General features: G+C 74.5%; 18 protein-coding genes. 11 read left to right on the top strand and 7 right to left on the bottom strand.

Going from position 1 to position 22,419, the window contains the following annotated elements; translation table 11 throughout:
• Positions 1-173 precede the first annotated feature (173 nt).
• The 5 genes from ACWDR0_RS03740 to ACWDR0_RS03760 all read left to right on the top strand — a co-directional run bounded on the left by ACWDR0_RS03740 (position 174) and on the right by ACWDR0_RS03760 (position 6,126).
• Positions 174-860 carry a lipoprotein gene (locus ACWDR0_RS03740; protein WP_456349975.1) on the top strand — a complete coding sequence of 229 codons (687 nt, stop codon included), beginning with the start codon at positions 174-176 and terminating at the stop codon, positions 858-860.
• Positions 861-1,043: 183 nt separating this feature from the next.
• Entirely contained in the window at positions 1,044-2,243 is a 1,200-nt protein-coding gene (locus ACWDR0_RS03745; protein ID WP_456349976.1) for a DUF2786 domain-containing protein, read from the top strand.
• A gap of 391 nt (positions 2,244-2,634) precedes the next feature.
• Positions 2,635-3,390: a class I SAM-dependent methyltransferase gene (locus ACWDR0_RS03750; protein ID WP_456350020.1), complete on the top strand. Its 756-nt coding sequence runs from the start codon at positions 2,635-2,637 to the stop codon at positions 3,388-3,390.
• A 178-nt stretch (positions 3,391-3,568) separates the two neighbouring features.
• Entirely contained in the window at positions 3,569-4,903 is a 1,335-nt protein-coding gene (locus ACWDR0_RS03755; RefSeq protein WP_456349977.1) for a pyridoxal-phosphate dependent enzyme, read from the top strand.
• Positions 4,900-6,126, top strand: coding sequence for an ATP-grasp domain-containing protein (locus tag ACWDR0_RS03760; protein ID WP_456349978.1), 1,227 nt, complete (start codon positions 4,900-4,902; stop codon positions 6,124-6,126). Before ACWDR0_RS03755 ends, ACWDR0_RS03760 begins: the two co-directional genes overlap by 4 nt.
• Before the next feature lie 307 nt (positions 6,127-6,433).
• Here the strand turns inward: ACWDR0_RS03760 and ACWDR0_RS03765 are convergent, their stop codons facing one another.
• Positions 6,434-7,156, bottom strand: a complete 723-nt coding sequence (locus tag ACWDR0_RS03765; RefSeq protein ID WP_456349979.1) for a sigma-70 family RNA polymerase sigma factor — start codon at positions 7,154-7,156, stop codon at positions 6,434-6,436.
• Positions 7,157-7,214: 58 nt separating this feature from the next.
• The gene (locus tag ACWDR0_RS03770) at positions 7,215-7,988 is read right to left on the bottom strand and encodes a hypothetical protein (protein WP_456349980.1); all 774 of its coding nucleotides are present in this window, start codon (positions 7,986-7,988) and stop codon (positions 7,215-7,217) included.
• A 178-nt stretch (positions 7,989-8,166) separates the two neighbouring features.
• Between ACWDR0_RS03770 and ACWDR0_RS03775 the strand changes: the two genes are divergently transcribed.
• Positions 8,167-9,180: a ferric reductase-like transmembrane domain-containing protein gene (locus tag ACWDR0_RS03775; RefSeq protein ID WP_456349981.1), complete on the top strand. Its 1,014-nt coding sequence runs from the start codon at positions 8,167-8,169 to the stop codon at positions 9,178-9,180.
• A gap of 121 nt (positions 9,181-9,301) precedes the next feature.
• Positions 9,302-9,868: an isochorismatase family protein gene (locus tag ACWDR0_RS03780; protein ID WP_456349982.1), complete on the top strand. Its 567-nt coding sequence runs from the start codon at positions 9,302-9,304 to the stop codon at positions 9,866-9,868.
• A 40-nt stretch (positions 9,869-9,908) separates the two neighbouring features.
• Here ACWDR0_RS03780 and ACWDR0_RS03785 read toward each other — a convergent pair whose 3' ends face one another.
• Together ACWDR0_RS03785 and ACWDR0_RS03790 are read right to left on the bottom strand one after the other, a co-directional pair.
• Positions 9,909-10,379: a GNAT family N-acetyltransferase gene (locus ACWDR0_RS03785; RefSeq protein WP_456349983.1), complete on the bottom strand. Its 471-nt coding sequence runs from the start codon at positions 10,377-10,379 to the stop codon at positions 9,909-9,911.
• Positions 10,380-10,474: 95 nt separating this feature from the next.
• Entirely contained in the window at positions 10,475-11,341 is an 867-nt protein-coding gene (locus ACWDR0_RS03790; protein WP_456349984.1) for a serine peptidase, read from the bottom strand.
• Between the two features lie 202 nt (positions 11,342-11,543).
• Between ACWDR0_RS03790 and ACWDR0_RS03795 the strand changes: the two genes are divergently transcribed.
• Both ACWDR0_RS03795 and ACWDR0_RS03800 read left to right on the top strand, forming a co-directional pair.
• Positions 11,544-11,885: a CU044_2847 family protein gene (locus ACWDR0_RS03795; protein WP_456349985.1), complete on the top strand. Its 342-nt coding sequence runs from the start codon at positions 11,544-11,546 to the stop codon at positions 11,883-11,885.
• Positions 11,886-11,911: 26 nt separating this feature from the next.
• Positions 11,912-16,642, top strand: coding sequence for a hypothetical protein (locus tag ACWDR0_RS03800; RefSeq protein ID WP_456349986.1), 4,731 nt, complete (start codon positions 11,912-11,914; stop codon positions 16,640-16,642).
• 18 nt (positions 16,643-16,660) lie between these two features.
• Here ACWDR0_RS03800 and ACWDR0_RS03805 read toward each other — a convergent pair whose 3' ends face one another.
• Together ACWDR0_RS03805 and ACWDR0_RS03810 are read right to left on the bottom strand one after the other, a co-directional pair.
• A complete protein-coding gene (locus ACWDR0_RS03805) occupies positions 16,661-17,998 on the bottom strand; it encodes an MFS transporter (protein ID WP_456349987.1) in 1,338 nt (445 codons plus the stop codon).
• Complete coding sequence (locus ACWDR0_RS03810; RefSeq protein WP_456349988.1) at positions 17,995-18,501, bottom strand: helix-turn-helix domain-containing protein; 507 nt, start codon at positions 18,499-18,501, stop codon at positions 17,995-17,997. The genes ACWDR0_RS03805 and ACWDR0_RS03810 overlap by 4 nt, the downstream gene beginning before the upstream one ends.
• A gap of 324 nt (positions 18,502-18,825) precedes the next feature.
• On the opposite strand from ACWDR0_RS03810, the gene ACWDR0_RS03815 reads away from it, so the two are divergent.
• Complete coding sequence (locus tag ACWDR0_RS03815; protein WP_456349989.1) at positions 18,826-20,991, top strand: FUSC family protein; 2,166 nt, start codon at positions 18,826-18,828, stop codon at positions 20,989-20,991.
• Positions 20,992-21,077: 86 nt separating this feature from the next.
• Here the strand turns inward: ACWDR0_RS03815 and ACWDR0_RS03820 are convergent, their stop codons facing one another.
• On the bottom strand, positions 21,078-21,617 hold the full coding sequence (locus ACWDR0_RS03820) for a hypothetical protein (protein ID WP_456349990.1): 540 nt from the start codon (positions 21,615-21,617) through the stop codon (positions 21,078-21,080).
• Between the two features lie 468 nt (positions 21,618-22,085).
• Here ACWDR0_RS03820 and ACWDR0_RS03825 point away from each other — a divergent pair, with 468 nt between their 5' ends.
• The gene (locus ACWDR0_RS03825) at positions 22,086-22,328 is read left to right on the top strand and encodes a DUF397 domain-containing protein (protein WP_456350021.1); all 243 of its coding nucleotides are present in this window, start codon (positions 22,086-22,088) and stop codon (positions 22,326-22,328) included.
• Positions 22,329-22,419: the final 91 nt, after the last annotated feature.

The raw sequence follows: 22,419 nt of genomic DNA on the forward strand, positions 1-22,419 counted from the left end.
GAGGGCTCTGACAGCAGACTCTGACAGCAGGCCGGACGCCGGTCCCGGTGGCCGGCTGCGCGGTGCGCCTCCGGGCCGCGCGTTTATTCGTACGAACCGATCGCGGCGACCCCTTTAGGATCAGCCCGTTCAGCGGCGCCGGGGTGCGCCGCGGCAGGCATCAGGGGGGCTCCATGGACGGTTCCACGGCAGGGCGCGGACGGCGGCGACGGGCGGGCTTCGCCGCGGGTACGGCGCTGCTCGGGGTACTGGCCGCCGGGTGCGGGGGAAGCGGCGGGGGCGGTGAGAACGCCCCGCAGGACCGGGCCGGCGCCCCGCGGCCCGACCCGGACGTGAAGGTCCGGCAGATCGGCGGCAAGGGCGGTGTCTGCACGCTCCCCTTCGCCTTCGACATCGCCGCCGGGTGGAAGGCCGACGCGCTGTCGGTCGCCCAGGGGAACGAGCTGTCCGAGGCGATCGGCGGGCGGGGCAAGGCCCATATCGTCTGCGAGCTCGACGCCCGCCCCTCCGGCACCACGGGCTTCATCCGTTTCTGGTCGCCCACCTCGAACGGCTTCGCCAACCAGACCCCGGACAGGGCCGCGGCCCGCAAGGCCCTGGACGACTTCGTCGCGGACAGCGGTCTGGAGAAGATCGCGAAGGTCGAGCACCGTGAGCTGAAGACGGGCCCCTACCAGGCCGTCGAGGTGAGCTACGAGGGCTGGGACGGCTTCTGGGAGCAGACGGAACAGGAGCGCCATCTGGCCGTCGCCACCCCCGGCGGCATCATGCTCGTCGAGGTCGGCGGCCAGGCGGACAGTGACCACAAGGCCCTGCTGCCCGAGTACGAGCGGATCAAGGAGACCCTCCGCAAGCCGTGAGCTGTGGGCGGTGGGCCGTGAGCCGCAAGCCGTGAGCCGTGAGCCGTGAGCCGTGAGCCGTGACCGCCGTGGGCCGTGACCGCCGTGGGTGCCCCGGCCGCGGTGGGTGCCGGGACCGGAACAACGGGGCCCGCCCCGATCCGCCCGTGCCGGGCACCCCGCCGCGCACCGCATCATGGAGGGATGAGTACCGCCCCGCAGCCGCAGAGCACCGTCGAGCGGGCCCTGGCGACCGCGCTGTACGCGCAGGACTCCGGGCCGCGGGACCGGTCCGTGGAGACCGCCCTGGACACCGCGGCCTCCCTGCTCGCCGCCGACCCGGGTGCCGACGGGGAGCTGGCCCGGCGGGGCGAGGAGTTCGTCCGGCGCGCCTGGGAGCGGGGCTGGCAGCCCGCCGACGTCGTCCGGATCGTCCGCCGCGACCTCGGCGAGCCCCGGCTGCGGATCCTGGCCGAGCTGATCCGGGCCGAGGCGCGCCGCTACCCGGAGGCGACCCTTCCGGCACGCTGGGCCGGTCAGCTCGCCGCCCTGGACCCCACCGCCGTACCGCCGTGGCGGGCCCCTGACCGCTTCTCGTACGCGACGGCGGCGCTGGAGCTCTACCGGCTGCTCCTGCGGCTGCCCGCGGTCGAGCCGGTCGGCCCGGTGCCGGGGGAGCGGTCCGCCGCGCCGCCGCCCTCCGCCCAGGAGCCGAAGGCACTGACCCGGATACGGGCGCTGCTCGCCAAGGCCGAGGCCACCGACTATCCGGAGGAGGCCGAGGCCCTGTCGGCCAAGGCCCAGGAGCTGGCCGCCCGGCACAGCATCGACGCGGCCGCGCTCGACGGCGGCGGCCCGTCCCCGGCCGTCCCGGGTGCCTGCCGGATCGGAGTGGAGCCGCCGTACGAGACGGCGAAGGCGATCCTCCTCGACGCCGTCGCGGAGGCGAACCGCTGCCGCGCCGTCTGGAACAGCGCCTTCGACTTCTCGACGGTCGTCGGATACGCCCCCGACCTCGAAGCCGTCGAACTGCTCTACGCCTCCCTGCTGGTCCAGGGCACCGCCGCGATGATCCGGGCCGAGGCGGACCAGCGGGCCGGCGGCCGCAAGCGGACCAAGACGTTCCGGCAGTCGTTCCTGATGGCGTACGCGTCCCGGGTCGGCGAACGGCTCACCGCCGCGGCCGAGTCGGTTTCGGAGACCGCCCCCGCGGGGCTGCTGCCCGTACTGGCGACCCGGGAGGTCGCCGTCGGCGCCCGTACCGACGAACTGTTCCCCCGGACGACGGCCACCCGGGTACGCGGCGTCACCGACGAGGCGGGCTGGACCGAGGGCCGGGCGGCGGCCGACTCGGCCCGCGTCCACCCGGACCGCCGCCAGGTGAAGGGGCGCGGCGAGGACTGACCGCCCGGGCGGTCCCGGGCCCTCCGGCCCTTCCCCGCCGCGGCCCGTCCGTGCCCGGTGCCGCGGTCCGTCCGGGGCGGACGGCCTTTCCCGGACTCCGGACCTTTCCTGGACTCTCCGGTCCTTTCCTGGACTCTTCGGGACTCTCCGGAACTTTTCCGGCCCGCCGGGAACTCCACCGCCTCGCCGCGCGACCACTCAGCCGACGGGGCGTGACCGACTCGCCCCGAGGACCACGAGGCCGGTGCGGACGGTGCGGACGGTGCGAGCGATGGAGACCTGGGAAACGGAGGGAGCCCCGGAGACGGCGGGAACCACCGCGGCCGGGGGAGCCCCGGACGGTACGGGCGTCCCCGAGGCGGCGGCGGCAAACCAGGCCGCGGCGGAGCCCCTGCCCTGGTACGCGGACGACTCCCTCTGGGTGGACTTCGCCCCCGCCATGTTCTCCGACCGGCGCGCCGCCGATGTCGCCGCCCTCGTCCGCGAGGCACCCCTCCTCGACTTTCCGCCCGGCACCCGTGTCCTCGACCTCTGCTGCGGCCCCGGTCTCTTCCTCGCCCCCCTCGCCGGCCGCGGCCACCGCGTCACCGGCGTCGATCTGAGCGAACCGATGCTGCGGCGGGCAAGGGCCGCCGCCGAGGCCGCCGGGGACGGGGCCCGCGACCGGACCGAACTCGTCCGCGCCGACATGCTGGACTTCGTCCGGCCCGGCGCCTACGACATCGTCCTCAACGTCTTCACCTCCTTCGGCTACTTCGCCGAGCCCGCCGACAACCTCCGTGTCCTGCGCAATGCCCGCCGCAGCCTGGCCCCCGGCGGAAAGCTGCTGGTCGACGTCATGGGCAAGGAAGTGCTCGCGGGCTGGATCGGCCGTCCGCAGGCCGTCGACCTGCCCGACGGCTCGTACGTCGTCCAGCGCGACACCGTTCTGGACTCCTGGCGCAGGCTCCGCACGGACTGGACCCTCGTTCGCGGCGGAACCGCCCGTACCGCGTCCATCCACTCCTTCCTCTACAGCGCCGCCGAACTCCACGATCTCTTTCTGGCGGCCGGTTTCACCGCGGTGGAGTGCTACGGGGACTTCGACGGCTCTCCCTACGACCAGCGGGCCCGCCGGCTGATCGTCGTCGGCCACGCCCCCGGCTGACCCCCGCCCGCCCCCGGCCGAACCATCGGCCGGCTCTCCGGCCCACCCCGCCGAGACCCCGGCCGGGATCCTGCCGAACCTCCCCGGCCGGATCCCGGCCGGCACCCGGGCCGCCCCCCACCGGCCCCGGCCGCCCGCGGGCGGCCCCCTTCGCTTCCGACCGGAGGACCCCCACACCATGCCCCCTCCAGTTCCCCCCGCCGGACGGACCGCCCCGTCCACCACCGCCGCACCCGCACCCGTGACCGCACCCGCACCCGTGACCGTCCACGAGCACATCACCGACGCCCTCAAGGACCCCGCCCTCGTCCGCCTCGGCCCCACCACCGTCCTCGCCCGTTTCGAGACGATGAAGCTGTACGCCGCCCTGGGCGCCGTCCGCACCCTGCTGGAGACCGGCCGGATCAGCCCCGGCCAGACCGTCGTCGACAGCTCCAGCGGGATCTACGCGCTGGCGCTCGCCCTCGCCTGCCACCGCTACGGGCTCCGCTGCCATATCGTCGCCTCCACCACCGTCGACGCCGCGGTGCGCGCCCAGCTCGACGTCCTCGGCGCGACCGTGGACCGGATGCCGCCGTCGCGCAGCCTCCGCCTGGACCAGGAGCGGCGGGTCCGGCATATCCGGGCGCTCCTCGCCGAGCGGCCGGACTTCCACTGGATGCGGCAGTACCACGACCGGGTCCACCACACCGGCTACCGCGAGTTCGCCGCACTCGTCACCGCCGCGCTGCCACCGGGGCCGGTCACCGTCGTCGGCGCGGTCGGCACCGGCGCGTCCACCGGCGGGCTGACCTCGGCCCTGCGTGAGAGCGGCCGCCCGGTCCGGCTCGTCGGCGTCCAGCCCTTCGGCAGTGTCACCTTCGGCAGCGAGGGCTTCAGCGATCCGGAGGCCATCATCGCCGGGATCGGCAGCTCCGTCCCGTTCGGCAATGTCCGTCACGAGCTGTACGACACCCTGCACTGGCTCGACTTCCGGCACGCCATGGCGGGCACGGTCGAACTCCTGCGCCGCCACGCGGTCTTCGCGGGGCTCTCGACCGGGGCCGCCTATCTGGCGGCCCGCTGGGAGGACCGGGCCCGCTGGGAGGACCGAGACTGCTGGGAGGACGGGGAGGAGGGCCGCGGGGTAGCCGCGGAGGGACCCCCGGCGGCGGATCCCGGCACCTTTCTCGTCCTCGGTGCCGACACCGGCCACCGCTACACGGAACGTGTCTTCGCCCGCCACACCGAGGCCCTCGACCCGGCCGCCGTACGCCCCGAACGCATCACCGACCTCGGTGAACTGCGGCCTCCGTGGGCGGTCATGGAGTGGGCGGGCCGCCCCGCCCCGCCGGGCGCGGCCACCCCGGCAGACGATCCCGCCGACCGCCCCTCCGACGGCGCCGCCCGTCCCGCCGTCCGCTCTGCCGACCGCCCCGCCGACCACCCCTCCGACGGCGCCGACCGTCCCCCGTACCCCTGGCAGCCTCCGCAACCCGCCCGCCCGCGCGCCGTGACCGGAGGTCCCCGATGACCATCGCCGCCCTCGAAGCCCTCTCCTTCGGGCTCGAACGCCTCGCGCTGGCCGCCGCCGTCGCCGGGCACCGTCTGGTGCTCCTCACCGCCGACCGCACGGTCTACCGCCATGAGCTGGCGGCCATGCCCGACGGCATCCTCGACGTCGTGGACGTCGACACCACGGACCCGGCCGCCGTACGCCGTGCCCTCACCGCCCTCCCCGGGCTGGCCGGGCTCGTCAACACCACCGACACCTGGAGCGTCCCGGCCGCCGACCTCGCCGCCGAACTGGGGCTGCCGGGACCCGATCCGGCGGCCGTACGCGTGCTGCGGGACAAGGCGCTCGTACGGCGGAAGCTGTACGCGGCCGGGCTGAGCCGCGGCACCGCCACCGGCGTACCGGACGACGGCGTACCGGACGACGGCGTGCGGCTGCCCGCCGTGCTCAAGGACTCCGCGGGCACCTCCTCCCGCGGGGTGTGGATCGTCCATGACGGGACCGGGCTGCGGGAAGCGCTCGCCGAGGCCCGGGCCGGGGCCGGGCGGGCCGGGCTCAAGGGCGAGCTGTTCGCCGAACCGTTCCTCGCCGGGCCGCTGTACAGCGCGGAGACCCTGAGCTGGAAGGGGGAGACCCGGCTGCTGGGGGTGTCGAGCCGGCTCACCTCCCGTACCCCGTCCGTACGGGAGGAGGGTGCGGCCTTCCCCGTCGCGCTCCCGCCCGCCGAGCGGGAGACCGTCGCCCGCTGGGTGGCCGACGTCCTGGCGTGCGCCGGGCACGACCAGGGATTCGCCCATGTCGAGTACGTCCATACCGTCCACGGCCCGGAGCTCGTCGAGATCAACCGCCGGATCGGCGGCGCGCTGATCGGCGAGGCGCTCTGCCGGGCGCTGGGCACGGACGTCTACGACGCGCTGGTCGAAACCACGCTCGGGCTGCGGCCCACGCTGATGGCGGGGCCGATGGCGGCCCCCTTCACCGGCCCCGCGGTCGCCTTCGTCCTCGTCTATCCGGACCGGCCGGGGATCCTGACGGGCTGGCAGGGGCTGGACGGTCTTGCCGCGTTCCCCGGGAAGGTGGAGTGGTATCCGGTACGCGCACCGGGGGACACCGTCACCGACCTGGGCGACCAGCGCGGCTGTACGGGCATGGTGCTGGCGGAGGCGGCGACCGCGGAGCTGGCGCAGCACCGGGCGTGGAGCGCGGCGACAACCGTACGGCCGCTGATGGCGGACCGCTGAGCTGCTGCTCCCTGAGACCGGCCCCGGCCCCGGCCCCTGCCCCGGCCGCGTCCGGTCCGCCCCGGGCCCCGGCCCCGTCCTCGGCCTGTCCCGCCCGCAGGGGACGGACCGGGGCCGGACACGGGGACGGAGACGGAAACGGGCACGGTTACGGCGCCGGGGTGACGGAACCGGGGCCACGGAGCGGAATACGGCCGTACGGGTACGGCGGCGGGCGGCCCGGCCCCTCCGGCCGCCGCCGTACCCCGCCCCGCCCCACCTGCACCCCCGCCCCGAACCGGCCGCCCCGCCCGGTCAGGCCGCCCGGTCAGGCCGCGACGAGCACCGCGGCTTCCGGCCCGGGCGGCCCCTGCCGGATCTCCGCGGCTTCCGTGGCTTCCGGGGCATTCGGGGCATTCGGGCCCTCCGGCGGCAGCCGGTCCAGCCAGAGCCCGGCCAGTTCCCGCCGGGCCCGGGCCACCCGGGATCTTATGGTCCCCACCGGGCAGCCCAGGATCTCCGCCGCCTCCGCGTACGACAGCCCCAGCAGCCGGGTCAGCACGAACGCCTGACGGCGGCCCGGCTCCAGCGCGTACAGCGCGTCCCGGAAGGCCACGGACTCCTCGAAGCCCGGCAGTTCGCGCTGCTGGTGGACGCGGTCCGCCGCGCCCAGCCAGTCGTCGGCGGTATCGGCGATCCGGGGGCGCGCGGCGGCCCGCCGGATACCGTCGACGACCACCCGGCGGGCGATCGTCAGCAGCCAGGTGCGGGCCGAACTGCGCCCCGCGAAGCCGCTGAGGCTGGTCAGCGCGCGGGCATAGGTCTCCTGCGCGAGGTCGTCCGCGCCGCCTGGCGCGTCGAGGGAGCCCGGCCTGCCGTGCGTCAGCCGGATGACGAAGCGGCGTACGTCCTCGTACGTGGCCTCGATGAACAGCTCCGTGGCCCGGCGGTCGCCGGTGCCCGCGGCCAGGGCCCAGTCGGTGATCTGGGCGTCCCGGCGGCCCGTGCCGTGGTCCTGTGCGGCACGGACCCGAGGGGATGAATAGGGCATGACAAAGATCCTTCGCGTCCGGACTGACCCCGCCGGAGCGGGGTTTGGGGAAGGGGTGTCAGGACGGAAGGAGCGGGGGGCCGCGGCGGGTGACCGCCCGCAGCAGAAGGAGGGACTCCGGGAGCCGGACCCGGTGGCGGCGCGGCCGGGACACCCGGAGGTTCTCCGGCGGCAGGGCGGCGTACGCGCCGCGGAACACGGCGCGGACGAAGCGCAGCCGCCCGCGCAGAAAGAGGCGGAGCGCCAGGGCGGACTGGGCGAGAGCGCGTTCGCCGCGCCACAGCCACCAGCCGCAGACGGCTCCGGCGGCGAGGTGCGCGGCGGTCATGCCCGGAGCGAGACCGGACGCCGGGCCGGACCCGATCGCGGGCCCGGTCACGGAGGAGATCGCGGAGGCAATCGCAGAGGTGATCGCGGAGGCGATGGCAGGGACGGTGTCCGGCAGGGTGCCGGACACCGTTCCGGACGGCAAGGGCGGTAAGAAGGACAGTGGTGAGGGCGGTCCGGACTCCCCGCCCGGCCCCGCGAGGGCGCCGGCGCCACCGTGCCCGGCCCCGTGGTGCGAGCCGCCGGACCCGCCGTGCGGAACGGCCGCGAACAGCAGGTGCAGCAGCACCTGGACCGCCGCGCTCACGGACACCACGACCCCGGCGGAACGTTCCTTTCGGGCGAGCCGCCAGGCCAGCAGGCAGACCGGAGGTACGGCGACCGCATAGGCGGCGGGGGGCGGCGAGGCGCCCGAGGCGAGTGCGTGGCCGGTCCCGGACACCACGACGCACACCGCGGCGAGCACCGCGGCGTGGGCGATGCGGAGTCCGGATCCGGCTCTCATGCGGCTCATGGTGCCAGCGGGCCGGGGAACTTCGGGAGTAGGGCGACCATCACGCGTCTCCAAATTATGTGACGCACATCACGGATGGTCTCCGGGAACTCGAAGGCCCGCCGGTCCGACCCACTCAGGGACAGCTCCCCGCGCCCCACCGCGGCCCCCCACAGCAAGGAGCGGACCGATGCAGCCCCCGCCGCCGGAGCGCACCGCTCCCGACGCCGTGCAGAAACCCCCGAACACCGGGGCCGCTCCCGTACCGGCGCCGCGCACCGGCTCCGCCGCGGGCGGCCGGGTGACCCTCCGCTCCGATCTGCGCGCCGGACGGCTCGACGGGCTCGCCGCCCTCGTCATCACCGCCGCGCTCTTCGCCCTGATCTGGGCCCGCATCACCTCCCGGGCCTCCTCCACCGCCACCGTCATGCCCTTCATGGCCGACGACCCCGGCAGCTTCTGGCTCTACTTCCTGAGCCAGGCGTTCGGCTGGTCCGCGCTGCTCTGGGCGTGGCTCACCGTCCTCCTCGGGCTGCTGCTCTCCGGCCCCCGGCCCTCCTGGCTGCCTCTCACCGGACCCCGGCTGGAACGCCTCCACCGCACCACCAGCATCAACACCATCGCGCTGATCGCCGCCCACGCGCTCCTCTTCGCCGCCGAACTCATCCGCCACGACAAGAACGCCTGGTACGGGGCGGCCTGGACCGCCTTCGTCGAGACCTTCGTGCCCGGCGGCTACGACTCCGGCACCGGCCGGGTCGCCATCCCCGTCGGCCAGGCCGCGCTCTATCTGGCGATCCCGCTCGGCCTGCTCTTCTACATACGCCACCGGATAGGCCCGAAGACCTGGCGGGTGCTCCACCGCTTCGTCCTGGTCGTCTATGTACTGAGCGTCTGGCACACCCTGCTGTACGGCACCAATGTCTGGTACGACGGCTGGTTCCGCACCTCCGTCTGGCTGCTCCAGCTCCCCATCGCCGCACTCTTCCTGCTGCGGCTCCTGGCCCCGGCCCGGCGTTCGGAGCGGCTCCCCGCGCTCTCCGCGACCCCGGGCCGCGCCCGGCCGCTGTGGACGGCGCGGGCGGCGGGCCGGATCGCGGTGGCGGCCGTGGCCGTCCTGATCGTCGCGGTCGTCGTCACCGGCCGGGACGGCGGCCGGGAAGAGCCCCCGGCGGACACCTCCTCCACCCACAACCACGACTGAACCGCCGCGCCGCCGCGCCCGCCGGGTACACCGGTCCGCCCCCGCCCCCGGCGGTGCCGGCCGCCGCCCCGCTGCCGGAAAAGGCCCTGCGGTCCGGGCCCCGCGGGCCTACCGTGGCCCCATGCCGCATACCGCCGCGCTTCTCGTCATCGACCTCCAGAACACCATGGTGTCCATCGCGCACCGCCCGGGCCGGGTGCTCGCCGTGGTCGCCGGACTGCGGGACCGGGCGCTGGCCGCCGGGGTGCCGGTGATCACCGTCCAGCACCGCGGCGAGGGGGTGGAGCCCGGTACGGAGGGCTGGCGGATCGCGCCCGAGGTGGCGCCCGGCGAGGACGAGCCGGTCGTCCACAAGACCAGCGCCGACAGCTTCCTGGACACCGAACTGGACGCGACGCTGCGCGGACTGGGGGTCACGGAGGTCCTGATCACCGGCTTCGCCACGGAGATCTGTGTGGACACGACGGCACGTCAGGCGCTCAGCCACGGCTACGACATCGTCCTCGTCGAGGACGGCCACCTCACCTCCGTACGCCCGGACGACAGTCCGTACGTGCCTGCGGAGACGGCCGTCGCCCACCACAACCAGATCTTCCGGATGATCAGCTTCCCGGGGCGCAGCATCCGGGTCCTGCCCGCCGCCGACATCGACTTCGGCGCGCCCCCGGCCGGTGCGGCGGCGCGCTGAACGGACTCCGCGGACTCCGGTCGCCCCCGGACTGCTCGGACTACCCGGACTGCTCGGACTGCTCGGACTCCGTGAACTCCTTGAACATATGGACGTCCTCGGCCCCGCCCGGGATGCCGAGCGTACGGCCGGTCTCCCGGTAGCCGTGGCGCTGGTAGAAGCCCGGTGCCTGGAAGGTGAACGAGGAGACGCAGGCCCGGTCGCAGCCGCGCCGCCGGGCCTCCTCCTCGGCCGCCAGCAGCAGCTTTCCGCCCCAGCCGTCCCGGCGGCTGTCCTCGCGGATCCACAGCATGTCGATGCCGAGCAGCCCGCCCCAGGTCCAGCCGGTCAGCCCGCCGATGAGCCGGCCGTCGTCGTCGACGGCCTTCACCGACAGGCCGGTCTGGTCGGCCGCGGTGGTCCCGGTCGCCGGGAAGTTGACCGCGTCGAGGCCGTCCGAGAGCTGTTGGCTCAGCTCGGCGTCCCGGTGCCCGACGCTCAGCCCGCCGCCGTTCTGATGATCATGTGACATGGTCGGAAGTCTTCCATGCGGAGATCCGGGAATGCCGATGAGTTTCCGTGACGCGGCCGCTTCGTGACGGCCGGGCGGGGCGGGCGGCCGGGTCCTCAGGGACGGCCGCCGCCGCGGGCCAGCTCCGCCCGCAGCACCCGGTTCACCGCCCCGGCCGCCAGATAGTTCGCGACCTTGTGGAAGTCGAAGGCATGGATCCGGTCGTGGTGGTCCTCCGCCACCTCCAGGAACCTCTTCCCCACCCCGCCGCGCGGCACCGCCACCAGATCCCCGGTGTCCGCGATGTTCACCCAGCGCCGTACGGACGGCGGACGGCGGCCCAGCCCTTCGAGGGACGGCGCCGGTTCGAGGCGCGGGAAGACCACACGGGGTACGGCCAGCGGGGAGCCCAGGGTGATCAGCAGGTCCACCGGCTCCCCCTCGTACGCCCAGAGCGCCTCGTAGGCGACGACCGAACCGAGGGAGTGCGCGATCACCACCCGCGGTGCCCACTCCCGCAGCGCGGCCAGCATCACCGCCCGCACCTCGGTACGGCGCCGGGCGTCGTCGGCGGCCGACAGATAGGCGGCGACCTCGTGGGCGTACCGGGCGACGAACATCTCCACCGTCTCCGGCTTCAGCAGGTCCCGCTCCGCGATCCACTCGACCGCCTGCCGGAACGGCCAGGTCAGCAGACCCTGGGGTGGTTCGGCGGGCAGCCCCAGCTGGTCGAGCCAGCCGCTCAGCAACTCCTCGGCCTCGGCGTCGAGATCGTCCAGACCGACCGGGCCCGCGCTCTGGGCGCCCTCGTCCGCGAGCAGGTCCGCGTAGTAGGCGACGGACAGTTCGCAGCCCGCGGCCGCGTCCGCGAAGGCGCCGCGCGCCAGATGGTGCCGCCAGACCCCGGCCAGTTGCTCGGCCGCCTCGGCGGGGCCGACGCCCTCCAGGAGGTTGCCGATCCCGTGCACTCCCAGAATCCGCATCAGGACCGCCCCTCGTTCGGTGTGCCGCGGCCGGGTCGGCCGCCCGGCGGGCGGTCCCCGGCCTCGTTGCAGGAGGATGGCCCCGCGCCCGCCCCGCTGTCCAGACCGGCACCCGCGGATGCCGTCCGGTGCCCAAGGGCCGTGGCGCACGGATAAGTTGGACGGCAGCGTGTACCCGCACGCCCGCCCATGGAGGAGAACGATGCGACGCGAGGTTTCCCGCTTCCGGCTGGCGAACGGCGGCGCGGTGCATATGGAGGTCGACGCGGCGGACTCCGTCGACCACACCTTCCGCGGGCCGGGCGGGGAGTACGAGGCGAGGGCGCCGTTCGGGCACACGATGGAGGCGATCGGGCAGGCCGTCTCGGAGGCGGTGGGGAGCCTGGTCCATGTGCCGGGGCCGCGGCCGAGCGAACTGACCATCGAGTTCAACGTCCGGCTCAACGCCGAGGCGGGGGCGGTGATCGTGGGCAACGCCGACGACGGCCACTTCCGGATCACGGCGGTCTGGGCCCCGGACCGCCGCGGGGACGCGCGGATCTAGCGCGGCGCGGCACAAGGCCGGTTCCGATGACCGCCCCGTCCGACGCGCCTCCTCCGGAGGCTCCGCCCGGCGGCAGCGCGGCCGCCGCTCCCACGGGCGAGACCGCCGCGGAGCCGGTGGCCGAGCCCGCCGGCACTCCTGCCGACACCCCTGCCGAAACTGCCCCCGGGACCGCCGAGCCCCCCGACACCACCCCCGAAACGACCCCCGAAGCCACTGCCGACACCGCTGCCGACACTGCCCTTGTTGTCGCCGTGGGCCGCTTCCGCCCCCCGCCCGCGCCCCCCGCCGCGCCCGCCGACCCCTTTGCCGAACCTGGCATCGAAGGCCCCTCCGGCTACCCCCGGCTCGACTTCGCGCAGACCCGCGCCGCCGCCGTCGGCGCCTCCCTCGCCGGGCTCGGCTACCGGCTCGACGGCGGTACGGTCCTCACCGACCCCGGGCACGACGCCGCCCGCTCCCGCCTCGAGGGCGTCGTCCGCACCACCCCCGCCGGACGCGGACTCGTCGTCCATGTCATCAGCCACGGGCTCACCGACCCCTCCGGCTCCCTGCGGATCGCGATGACCGACAGCGAACCGGGCGACGGCTTCGACGTCGAGGCGTGGCTGCGCGATCTGGAGCGGCCGGAGCGGCCCGCCGCCCTCGTACTGCTCGACGTCTGCCACGCGGGCGCCGCCGTCCATGCGCAGTGGCGGACCTGGACGCTGCGGAAGAAGGCCGCCGACCGGACGGCCGCCGCCCGCCGGGCCTGGGTGCTGGCCGCCGCCGCCACCGAGGAGAAGGCGTTCAACGGCCGCTTCAGCCAGGCCGTCGCCGAGGTGCTGAAACGGCTGGGGGACGACGGGCTCGGCACCGACGCGTCGCTGGAGTACGTTCCGCTGTCGCTCGTCACCCGGGAGATACGCACCACGCTCGAATCCCTGACCCGGGAGGCGCGCGCCGGTCGCCAGCATCTCGACAGCACCCCGCTGGCGCTCGGCGAGGAGCCGGAGCTGCGGCTCTTCCGGAATCCCCGGTACGCCCCGACGGAGATCGCCAGACTGAAGCTGGCGACGGAGGAGTCGCTGCGCGGCATCCTCGCCGAGCTGGATCCGGTGTTCGACGCCCACCACTACATCAGCCGGGCCTTCGGCGGGGTGTCCGCCGATTCCGTCGCCACGGTCTGCCTGTTCAGCGGCCGGGCCGCCGAAGTGGACGTACTGACCCCCTGGGTGAACGGGGAGGGGAGCGCGGCCCTCGCGGTGGTCACCGGCGGACCCGGCACCGGCAAGTCGGCGCTGCTCGGGATGCTGGTCTGCGCGGCCCAGCCCCAGCTCAGGGAAGTGCTCTTCGAACGGCTCCCGAGAGAGCCGACACTGCCCGGCCTGAACAACGCCTTCGCGGCCGTCCACGCCCGGGGGCGGGACACCCGCCGCCTCGCCGGGTCCGTCGCCCGGCAGCTCGGGCTCTCCTCCGCCGTACCCCCCGAGGGCCTGGTCCCGGCCGAACTCGTCGACCTCATGGTCCGTCAGGCGGAGAAGGGCGGCCCGGTGCCCACCCTGGTGGTCGACGCCCTCGACGAGGCCCTGGACCCGGGCGAGGTCGTCGAACTCCTGCTGCTGCCGCTCGCCCGGGCGGCGGTGACCCGCCGGGGCCGGGAGCCGCGGCCCGTATGCCGGCTGCTCGTCGGCACCCGCACCACCGACTCCGTACCGGCCGTGGTGGAGACCGCCCGGACGGACGGGCTCCTCGTCGACCTGGACCGGGCCGACCGCGACCGGCTCCGTACCGATGTCGCGGCCTTCGTGCAGCGTCATCTGGAGCTGTCGCCGCTGTACAACGCCGGTAATCAGGCCCGGCTGGTGCGGCAGTTCGCGACCGGACTCGCCGCCGCTCTGGTGCCGGACGCGCCGCCCGAGGGCCCGGCGGACGGTGCCCCCGGCCCGTATCTGCTGGCCCGGCTCTACCTGCACTCGTTCCTCGCCGCCGACGCCCCGCTCGGCCCCGACGGCGTTACGGAGGCGGTCGCCCGCGCCCCGCGGACCATCGCCGACCTGCTGGAGCTGGACCTCCGGCGGCTGGACGACCCGCTGGCCCGCCCGCTGCTGACGGCGATCGCCCACGCCCGGCACCCGGGAATGCCCGCGGACCTGGTCCGGGAGGTGGCGGCGGCGCTGCTCCGGCCCGGTACCGGGGAGCCGCACGTGGAGGAACCGCCCTGGCTCACCGAACCGGACCCGGACCCGGACCCGGACCCGGAGCCTGCGCCGGTCGCACCGACGCCCGAGGAGACCGCCGCCACCCTCGACCGGCTCGCCTTCTACCTCCGCCGCACCCCCGACCCCGAAGGCCCCACCCTCTACCGCCTGTTCCACCAGAAACTGGTGGACCATCTGCGGAACCCGGACCAGCCGACCGCCCGCCGGGTCCTGGACGGACTGCTCGTACCCCTGCGTCCCAGGCTGCCGAGCCTCCGGGACCTCAGCCTGCCGGAGGGCTCTCCCGTCAGAGCGGCGGCCGCCGCGACGCTGGCCCTCCTCTACGCGGTGAGCCCGCGCCGCTGGGACCTTGCCCTGCCGTACCACGTACGCCATCTCCTCGACCACGCGGAGGACGCCGGGCAGGCCGACACCCTCATCGAGGACCCCGGGTTCCTGGCACATATCAGCCCCTCCTCTGTGTCGCTGGAGTATGCGCGGGGCGAGAAGGCCCGCGAGATGGCCGCGGTCTACCGGATGTCCGGCCCCCGCCATGCCCGGGCCGACGCGGCGGGCCGCTACTCCCTCCTCGTGATCGACGCCATGCGCTCGGGCCGCAGCGGCCTGGTCCCGCTGATCACCAGAGGGGTCGGGAACACCGCCGGGGACTGGTCGCCGTGCTGGGCATCGGGTTCGGCGGGCGAGGAGGCACCGGTATCGGTGCTGACCGGGGGGCCGGGACCGGTCAGGGGCCTGGAGGTCGGCGGCCGTAGAAGGCTCTGGGCGCGTACACAAGTGATCGCGACCACCCCCGATGGCAGCACCGCCCGCTGGGACCTGGCGAGCGGTCACCAGTTGCCCGGCCGAATGAAGCCGGTCGATCGGGCCTCTCTCATCGAACCGTGGGACGAGGAGCCACGGCCCTTCCACCCGGCGTCGTGGCGCATGATTCCCGGGCCCTTCGGACTGCCCGGTGGTACGACGCATAGCCGCGCGGACGGCACTGTTGTCAGGATCCGGGCAAGCGGCTCGTCGACACTGCTGCTCCGCGACAGCCGCACGGACGAGGAGATCGTGGTCCAGGACGTCCAGCACGGTACTTTCGAGCAGCAGGAGCCGAACGGGACGCTGCTCGCTGTCGCCCACGGTTCGTTTCTGCGGCCGACCCACACCCTCTTCGATCTGGACGGTCCGCAGCTCCGGGTGGCGAGCACCGTGATCAGGGGACCGGTCAGGGCCGTCGCCGTTCACACCCCCCGGCCCGGTCGCTTTCTGGTGGCCGTACGCACTCCCTCGGGCGCCACGGTCTGGGAGTCCCACCGGGCGGACGGCACCGTCGTCGACGAGCTGTACCGCATCAAGGACCCGGTGCCGGAATCCGCCGACGACTCGGGACCGCTCGCCCTGCTCCCCGACCACCCGGGCCGCTCACTGCTGGCCGTCGCCCGGGGCAGCACCGTCAGCGTGCACGATTTGGCCGACCGGGACGCCCCGCCCCGGATCCTCGGCGGCGGGTCACGCTCCATCACCGCCCTGGCCCCGATCAGTTTCGGACCCACCTGGTTCGCGGGCATCATGCGTCCCCGCCGCTACCTGGCCGCCGGAAGTGCCGACGGTACGGTCCGGCTCTGGGACCTCGACACCCCGCCCGCCCCGGACTCCGGCCAGCGCCACCCCGGACCCGTGACCGCCCTGGCGACCGGATCGCTGCGGGGCCGCGGGATCGTCGTCAGCGTGTCCGGCGACGAGGTCTGGGTACGCGACCGGGCCTCGGGCCGCACCCTGCGCCGGTACGCAGCCGGGCAGTCGGGCGTCTCTGCGCTGGCCGTGACCCGGCTGCACCGGCGGCCGGTGGTGGTCACGGCGGGCGGGGACTGGACGCTCCAGGTGCTGGACCTCGACAACGGCGAGTCGCTGGTCCGTACGCGATCCGGCGCCGGACGGGTCACCGCCCTGGCCGTCGGACGGCTCGACGGAAGACCGGTGGCCGCGACGGGAAGCGACAGCGCGATCGCCCTCTGGGACCTCGGCACCGGCTCGCTGACCGGCGAACACCCCACCGCCCACGCCGATCTGGTCTCCGGCCTGGCATTCGTCCCCGGGCGGCCGCGGCTGGTCTCCACCGGCTGGGACGGGGCCGTCCGGTTCTGGCGGCTGTCGGAGGAGGGGCTCACCCTCCAAGCCGCCGAGCGGTCCTCCGAACCCGTCACCTGCCTCGCCCTCACCGACGGACCGGCGGGCCCCCTGGCGCTCACCGGCGACTTCCGGGGCGGGATCGCCGTACGGGACGCGATCACCGGGGCCGTGACCGGCGGCGCACCGGACGGCGGCCATGCGGGTACGGTCCGGCGGATCGCCGCGGGCCGCTACCGGGGCACCCCCGCGATCCTCACCCTGGGCGGGGACGGCACCCTCCGCGCATGGCAGCTCCCCACCGGCCGCCCGCTGGCGCTGCTCGACGTCCCCGACGGAACGGAGGACCTGGTCCCGGCCGCCCCCGGACTGGTCGCGCTGGCCGTGGAGCGGGACGTGGTGCTGCTGGACGACGGCGGACCGGGCGGACCGGTGGGGGAATGAACGCCCGCGGCTCCGGAACTACTTCGCGGCCCCCTCCGGCATCCCGCCCTCCGGCGCCGGGCGCTGCTCCGGCATCTCCGGGCCCTCCTGCGCCGTACCGCCCCCGGCCGTACCGTCCCCATCCACGCTCCCGCCCCGGACCGTCAGCGATCTGACCTCCCGGCTGCACAGCGCCGCCGCCGTGGCCGCCGTGGTGAGCATCGCCCCGCCCAGCAGCGTGGCCCGGGTGCCGTACTCCTCGGCCAGCGGCCCGGCCGCCATCTCCCCGACCGGCAGCGCGAGGACCGAGCCGAGGATGTCGTACGAGTAGACCCGGGCCAGCTTGTCGGCCGGGACGTTCTCCTGGAGGGACAGGTCCCAGGCGACGCCGAACTGTTCGACGGCCATGCCGTTGACGAACATCGCGGCGAACAGCAGCGCCAGCGGGGCGGCCTCCGCCAGGGCGATCAGGGGGAGTGCGTCCAGGGCGACGACCGTGACACCGATCCGGAGCATATGGCGGGACCGGGAGCGGGCCACCAGAAAGCCGCCGACGAACGCCCCGGCCATCTGTGCGGCGAGGACGAAGCCCCAGGCCGTGCGGCCGAAGGAGGAGTCGGCGATGGCCGGGCCGAGGACATGGATTCCGCCGGACACCACCGCGTTCACCACGAAGAACTGGCAGACCACCACCCACACCCAGGTCCGGGCGGTGAATTCGGTCCAGCCCTCGCGCAGTTCGTGCAGCGGCCGGGAGCGCGGAGCGTCGGCCGGGCGGGGCGCCCGGACGCCGTGGTACGCGACTCCCGCGCCCAGGAACACCACCGCGTTGACCGCCATGCCCCAGCCGGGGCCGGTGGTGGATGCCAGCAGCCCGCCCAGCGAAGCACCCGCGATCAGACCGAGGTTGACACCCATCCGGGTCACCGCGTTCGCGCCGCGCAACTGGTCCGGCGGGGCCACCTGCGGCAGCAGTGCGGCCGTCGCGGGCAGGGAGACCGCGGCCAGCGCGCCGTTCAGCACACTGAGGGTCACCAGCAGGCCCATCGAGGTCAGGTCCAGCAGCACACCGGCGGCGACACCCGCCTGGGCCAGCGCCGCGCCGACGCTGGCGCCCTGGAGGATCACCGCGCGGGGGAGCCGGTCGGCGAGCAGTCCGCCGAACAGGATGAGCAGGATGTTCGCGATCGACCGGGCGCCGACGACCAAGCCCAGCATCACCGCGGAGCCGGTGAGGTCGAGTACGGCGAAGGCGAGGAGCACCGGCGCCATCGCGTTGGCGAACTGGGTCGTCGTCCGGCCCACGACCAGATTCCGGAAGGGACGGTGCCGCAGGGGGGCCAGTACGGAACGGGAGTCGACGGCGCGGGTACTCACGGCGCCTCCCCGGTGCCGACGCCGGTACCGGCGCCGTCGGCCGCTCCGGTCCCGCCCGCTCCTCCGGGGTCCGCCCCCTCCGCCATCCGGAAGAGCATGACCGTCGTACTCACCCGCACCCCGCCCGGCGCCCCGGGCGGCAACGCCTCCTCATGGACCAGCCGGCCCAGTTCGGCGGCGAGGGTCCGGGCCCGTTCCCAGGTCTCCGGGGCCAGGGTCAGCTCCGCGTCGGTGAAGTCGCCCGGGACCCCGGGGAGGCGTTCCCGGCTGCGGCGGACCATTTCGTCGGCGAGGGCGGAGGCGAGGACGAGATGGTCCTCGTACGTCCCCTGGGGCAGATTCGCCCCGCTGTCCGCCGGGTGCCGGTAGCGCTTGGCCCGGCCGCCCCTGACCCGGATCTCCTCGGCGAGTTCGAGGAGCCCGGCGTCGTACAACTGCCGTAGGTGGTAGCTGATATTGGCCTGGGACTCACCGAGATGACGGGCCGCCTCGGCGGAGCTCATGGCGGTGCCGGTGAGAAGGGAGAGAAGCCGGAGCCTGAGGGGGTGCGCAAGGGCCCTCAGCCCGCGGAGACCGGCGGGCCGGGCCGGGGGGTGCGAGGGGTCAGAGGGGCCGGAAGGGTGCGAGGAGTCGGAGGGCTGAGAGGAGTCGGAGGGCTGAGAGGAGGCCGGGGGATGCGGGGGTTCGGCATCGGGCATGGCCGACAGTCTGGGAAGCCCGTGCCCCACTGTCAAAGACTTATTTTGCGGTGATGGCCGCCAGGGTCCGACGCAGAGTGTCCGACGTGCCCACCCCGCCCGGCAAACCAGGAGATATAGCCTCAGATCATGACCTGGTTCCGCGCGTTGAAAGAGACCGCGCGCTCCGGACTCGCCATCGACCGCACCGGTCTCGAACCCCTTCTCGCCCTCCGCGGCGCCCTCGGCCTGGCCATCGTCGTCGGCGGCACCCTCGCGCTCTTCGGCCCGCTCGCCGCCGTCAGCTCCGCCTTCGGCGCCTTCCAGGCCGTGATCGCGACCTTCCAGCGGAGCTGGCGGCCGCGGCCCGTGCTGGCCCTCGCCTCCGGCGGCTCCCTCGCCGTCTCCACCTTCGTCGGCTATCTCACCGTCGGCCGGCTTCCGCTCTTCACCGCGCTCATCGCGGTCTGGGCACTGGCCTCGGGGCTCGCCTGGGCGCTGGGCCCGACCGTCGGCATCATCGCCTCCTCCAATGTGGCGATCATGCTGGTCACGGTCACCCTGCCGACCTCCGTCGCCACCGCCGCCGGACATGCCGCCGTGATCGCCGCGGGCGGGGTCGTCCAGGCCGCGCTGATCGTGCTGCTGCCCGTCCGCCGCTGGGGCGCCCAGCGCGACGCACTCGCCGACGCGCTCGCCGCCGAAGCCGACTACGCCCGCCGCCTCCGCCGTGATCCGATCGCTCCCTTCGACCCCCAGCCGCTGATGCTGGCCCGCAGCGCCGCCGCGGTCAGCCCCCGGCAGGCCCGGCGGCGGCCCGCCGAACTGCACGGCGCCCGGGGCATCGCGGAGAAACTGCGGCCGGTGCTCGCCTCCCTCGCCGATCCCGCGTTCGGCGTACCCGAACAGGGGCCGGAGCGCGAGCGGGTCAGGGAGCTGCTGGCCGCCGCGGCGACCGTACTGGACGCGGCCGCCCAGGCCGTACGGCACGGTGAACCGCCCCGGCTGCCCGCGCCCGCCCTCGCCGCCCTGCGCACCCCCGACACCGGTGCCCTGCTGACCGGACCGCCGCGCCGGGCCGCCGTCCGGCTCGCCGCACTTCTCGCCGATGTCACCGAGACCGCCCGCGGCGAGGGCACCACCGCGGGCCACCGCGACCGGCCTTCCCTGCTGAAGCTGCTGCCCGGCGCGATGGCCGGCGTACGGGCCGAGCTGCGGCGCGGCTCACCCGTACTGCGGCATGCCGTCCGGGTCGCCACCGTCGTCGTCGCCGGTTTCCTCGCGGGCAACGCCCTGCCCCTCGGCCACGGCTACTGGGCGCCCATGACCGCCGTGATGGTGATGCGGCCCGACTTCTCCCAGACGTACGCCCGCTCCGTCGCCCGCTTCGGCGGCACCCTGGTCGGGGTCGGGGTCGCCACGGCCGTCGTCGAGACGGCGGACCCGGGGACCTACGCCGCCGCCGCACTCGCCGTACTCTGCGCCTTCGGCACCTATCTGGTGCTGCGCACCGGCTATGCGGCCGCGAACGTCGGCATCTCCGCCTATGTCGTCTGTCTGCTCTGGATGGGCGGCGAGGAGGCCGGGCAGACCGTGCCGGAGCGGATCGTGCTGACCCTGATCGGCGGGGTGCTGGCGATGCTGTCGTACGCGGTCTACCCGGCCTGGGAGACCCCCCGGCTGCGGAACCGGCTCGCGGACTGGCTGCTCGCGGACTGCCGGTACGCCGCCGCCGTCGTCGACCACTATGCGCGCCCCGCCGAACCCGACGACGCCGGACGGGACATCAGACAGGCCCTCCTCGCCGCCCGGGACGCCCGGCTGGCCTGGCAGGACGCGCTCGGCCGGGCCGCGGACGAACCGGTCCGGAACCGGGGCCTGTCCCATACGGCGGCCGACGCCGCCGGGGAGGCGCTGGCCAAACTGAGCCGGGGCGCCATGCTGATGGAGGCCCATCTGCCCGCGCACGGGGACGCCCCGGTACCGGCCGCGGCGGGTCTGGCGGAGGCGCTGCGCGCCGACGCCGAACGGGCGGCCAGGGCGGTCCGCGAGCGCCGGCGGCCGGAGTGGCGGCGGGTCCGGGAGGCGCTGGCCGCCTGGGAGGAGAGCCACGAGATCATCGACCCGGGCGCGGCCCTGGTCGGCGAGGCGCTCGCCGAACTGTCGGACGCGCTGCCGCCGAAAACAGACCGGCCGCCGAAAACAGACCGGCCACCGAAAACAGACCGGCCACCGAGACCGGACCGGCCACCGAGACCGGACCGGCCACCGAGACCGGACCGGCCGTCGAAAACCGACCGGCCGCCCGGCCCTTGAGGACCCGCTCGGCCGTTCAGGATTCGTACGGCCCTTGAGGACCCGTACGGATCCTGAGCCGGACCGGCCGCCGCGATCCGTACGGCTCAGGAGCCCTGCCCTGTGTACTGCGGCAGGTCCTTCAGCTTGTCCTTCAGCTCCTTCGGGAGGGTCGTCGCTCCGGTGACCTTGCTGAAGACGTCCTTGACCCCGCCCTCCCAGACCACGGTCAGCTCGTCGTTCGCGACCGCGACCGTTCCCATCGTGCGCTTCTTCGAACCGTCGGCGCACTTCAGCGAGAGCATCAGCGAACCGTGGTCGGCCAGCTCGCCGGTGCAGGCCGCGCCCTCCGCCATCAGTGCCGCCTTCCCCTGGGTGACGGCGAGGCTCAGCGGCTTGTTGTCCGTCGTGGCGGTCCAGGCGCCCTCGACATCCGCGGCCTTGGTCTTGCCGCCGTCTCCGCCACCGCTCCCGCCGCTGTCACCGCCGCCGCTCTCCGCCGGGGCCGAAGCCGCGCCCTTGCCGCCCGCGGTGTCGGTCTTGTCGGCCGACGGCTTGCCGTCGTCGCTGCTGCAACCGGTCAGTACGAGCGCCGCGCCGAGCGCGGCCGCCGCGGCCGCCGCCGTCATGGACGTCCTTGCACGCATCTGGGATCCCCCGGGGTGTCGGATGAAAGTGCGCGCCAAGGTAGCAGGCGGCCCGCCGCGGCCGCAGTTGCCGGTATCACCGCGCGAAGGGCCGCCAAGGTTCCGGGAAACCGCCGGTCACGGCAGGTCCGGGGCGGCCCGGCCGGGCTCCGCCGACGGCCCCGCCCACCGCCTCCGCGGCCCCGCCCCGGCCCGCCTGCCCCGCTGTCCGGACTGTTACCTGAAAACGGGAGCCTGACAGCTCGCTTACGCGTCTTTCTCTTGTGTACGAGGGGAACTCACCCGTACGACCCCGGAGGCGAGGCCCACCCGGCCGTCCGCGCTCCGGACCGACCTTCACGAGCGTAATCACAGCACCACCCCGCGTGCACGTGCATCTGCTCGTGCGAATGCTCATGCAGACGCACGGGAAACACAGCTATGATCCCCGACAGTTGACACATGCACCTTGTACCTCGGGAGCTACTCGTGCACCACGCGTACAACGGCATGGCGGCCGCGGAGCTTCACGGGGTCGTCTGGCAGAAGAGCAGGCACAGCAATTCCCAGGGCTCGTGCGTGGAATTCGCCAAGCTCCCCGGTGGGGGCGTGGCGGTCCGCAACTCCCGGTTTCCGGAGGGTCCGGCGCTGGTCTACACGCCCGCCGAGATCGAAGCGATGCTCCTGGGCATCAAGGACGGCGAGTTCGACCATCTGATCGCGGAGAACTGACGGTCCGCCGGGCCCCCGGCCCGGCGGACCGATCGCGCGGAACCGGTGTTCCGCCCGCCCCTGCGCGTACGACCCGCCCCGCGCGTGCCAT

Source organism: Streptomyces sp. NPDC003691 (assembly GCF_053981115.1).

Excerpts from the sequence above, each read along its gene's own strand:
- ACWDR0_RS03755 (WP_456349977.1), top strand. The coding sequence starts at position 3,569 with ATGCCCCCTCCAGTTCCCCCCGCCGGACGGACCGCCCCGTCCACCACC.
- ACWDR0_RS03780 (WP_456349982.1), top strand. The coding sequence starts at position 9,302 with ATGCCGCATACCGCCGCGCTTCTCGTCATCGACCTCCAGAACACCATG.
- ACWDR0_RS03810 (WP_456349988.1), bottom strand. The coding sequence starts at position 18,501 with ATGAGCTCCGCCGAGGCGGCCCGTCATCTCGGTGAGTCCCAGGCCAAT.
- ACWDR0_RS03795 (WP_456349985.1), top strand. The coding sequence starts at position 11,544 with ATGCGACGCGAGGTTTCCCGCTTCCGGCTGGCGAACGGCGGCGCGGTG.
- ACWDR0_RS03790 (WP_456349984.1), bottom strand. The coding sequence starts at position 11,341 with ATGCGGATTCTGGGAGTGCACGGGATCGGCAACCTCCTGGAGGGCGTC.
- ACWDR0_RS03745 (WP_456349976.1), top strand. The coding sequence starts at position 1,044 with ATGAGTACCGCCCCGCAGCCGCAGAGCACCGTCGAGCGGGCCCTGGCG.
- ACWDR0_RS03785 (WP_456349983.1), bottom strand. The coding sequence starts at position 10,379 with ATGTCACATGATCATCAGAACGGCGGCGGGCTGAGCGTCGGGCACCGG.
- ACWDR0_RS03775 (WP_456349981.1), top strand. The coding sequence starts at position 8,167 with ATGCAGCCCCCGCCGCCGGAGCGCACCGCTCCCGACGCCGTGCAGAAA.
- ACWDR0_RS03820 (WP_456349990.1), bottom strand. The coding sequence starts at position 21,617 with ATGCGTGCAAGGACGTCCATGACGGCGGCGGCCGCGGCGGCCGCGCTC.
- ACWDR0_RS03815 (WP_456349989.1), top strand. The coding sequence starts at position 18,826 with ATGACCTGGTTCCGCGCGTTGAAAGAGACCGCGCGCTCCGGACTCGCC.
- ACWDR0_RS03765 (WP_456349979.1), bottom strand. The coding sequence starts at position 7,156 with ATGCCCTATTCATCCCCTCGGGTCCGTGCCGCACAGGACCACGGCACG.
- ACWDR0_RS03760 (WP_456349978.1), top strand. The coding sequence starts at position 4,900 with ATGACCATCGCCGCCCTCGAAGCCCTCTCCTTCGGGCTCGAACGCCTC.
- ACWDR0_RS03740 (WP_456349975.1), top strand. The coding sequence starts at position 174 with ATGGACGGTTCCACGGCAGGGCGCGGACGGCGGCGACGGGCGGGCTTC.
- ACWDR0_RS03800 (WP_456349986.1), top strand. The coding sequence starts at position 11,912 with ATGACCGCCCCGTCCGACGCGCCTCCTCCGGAGGCTCCGCCCGGCGGC.
- ACWDR0_RS03770 (WP_456349980.1), bottom strand. The coding sequence starts at position 7,988 with ATGAGAGCCGGATCCGGACTCCGCATCGCCCACGCCGCGGTGCTCGCC.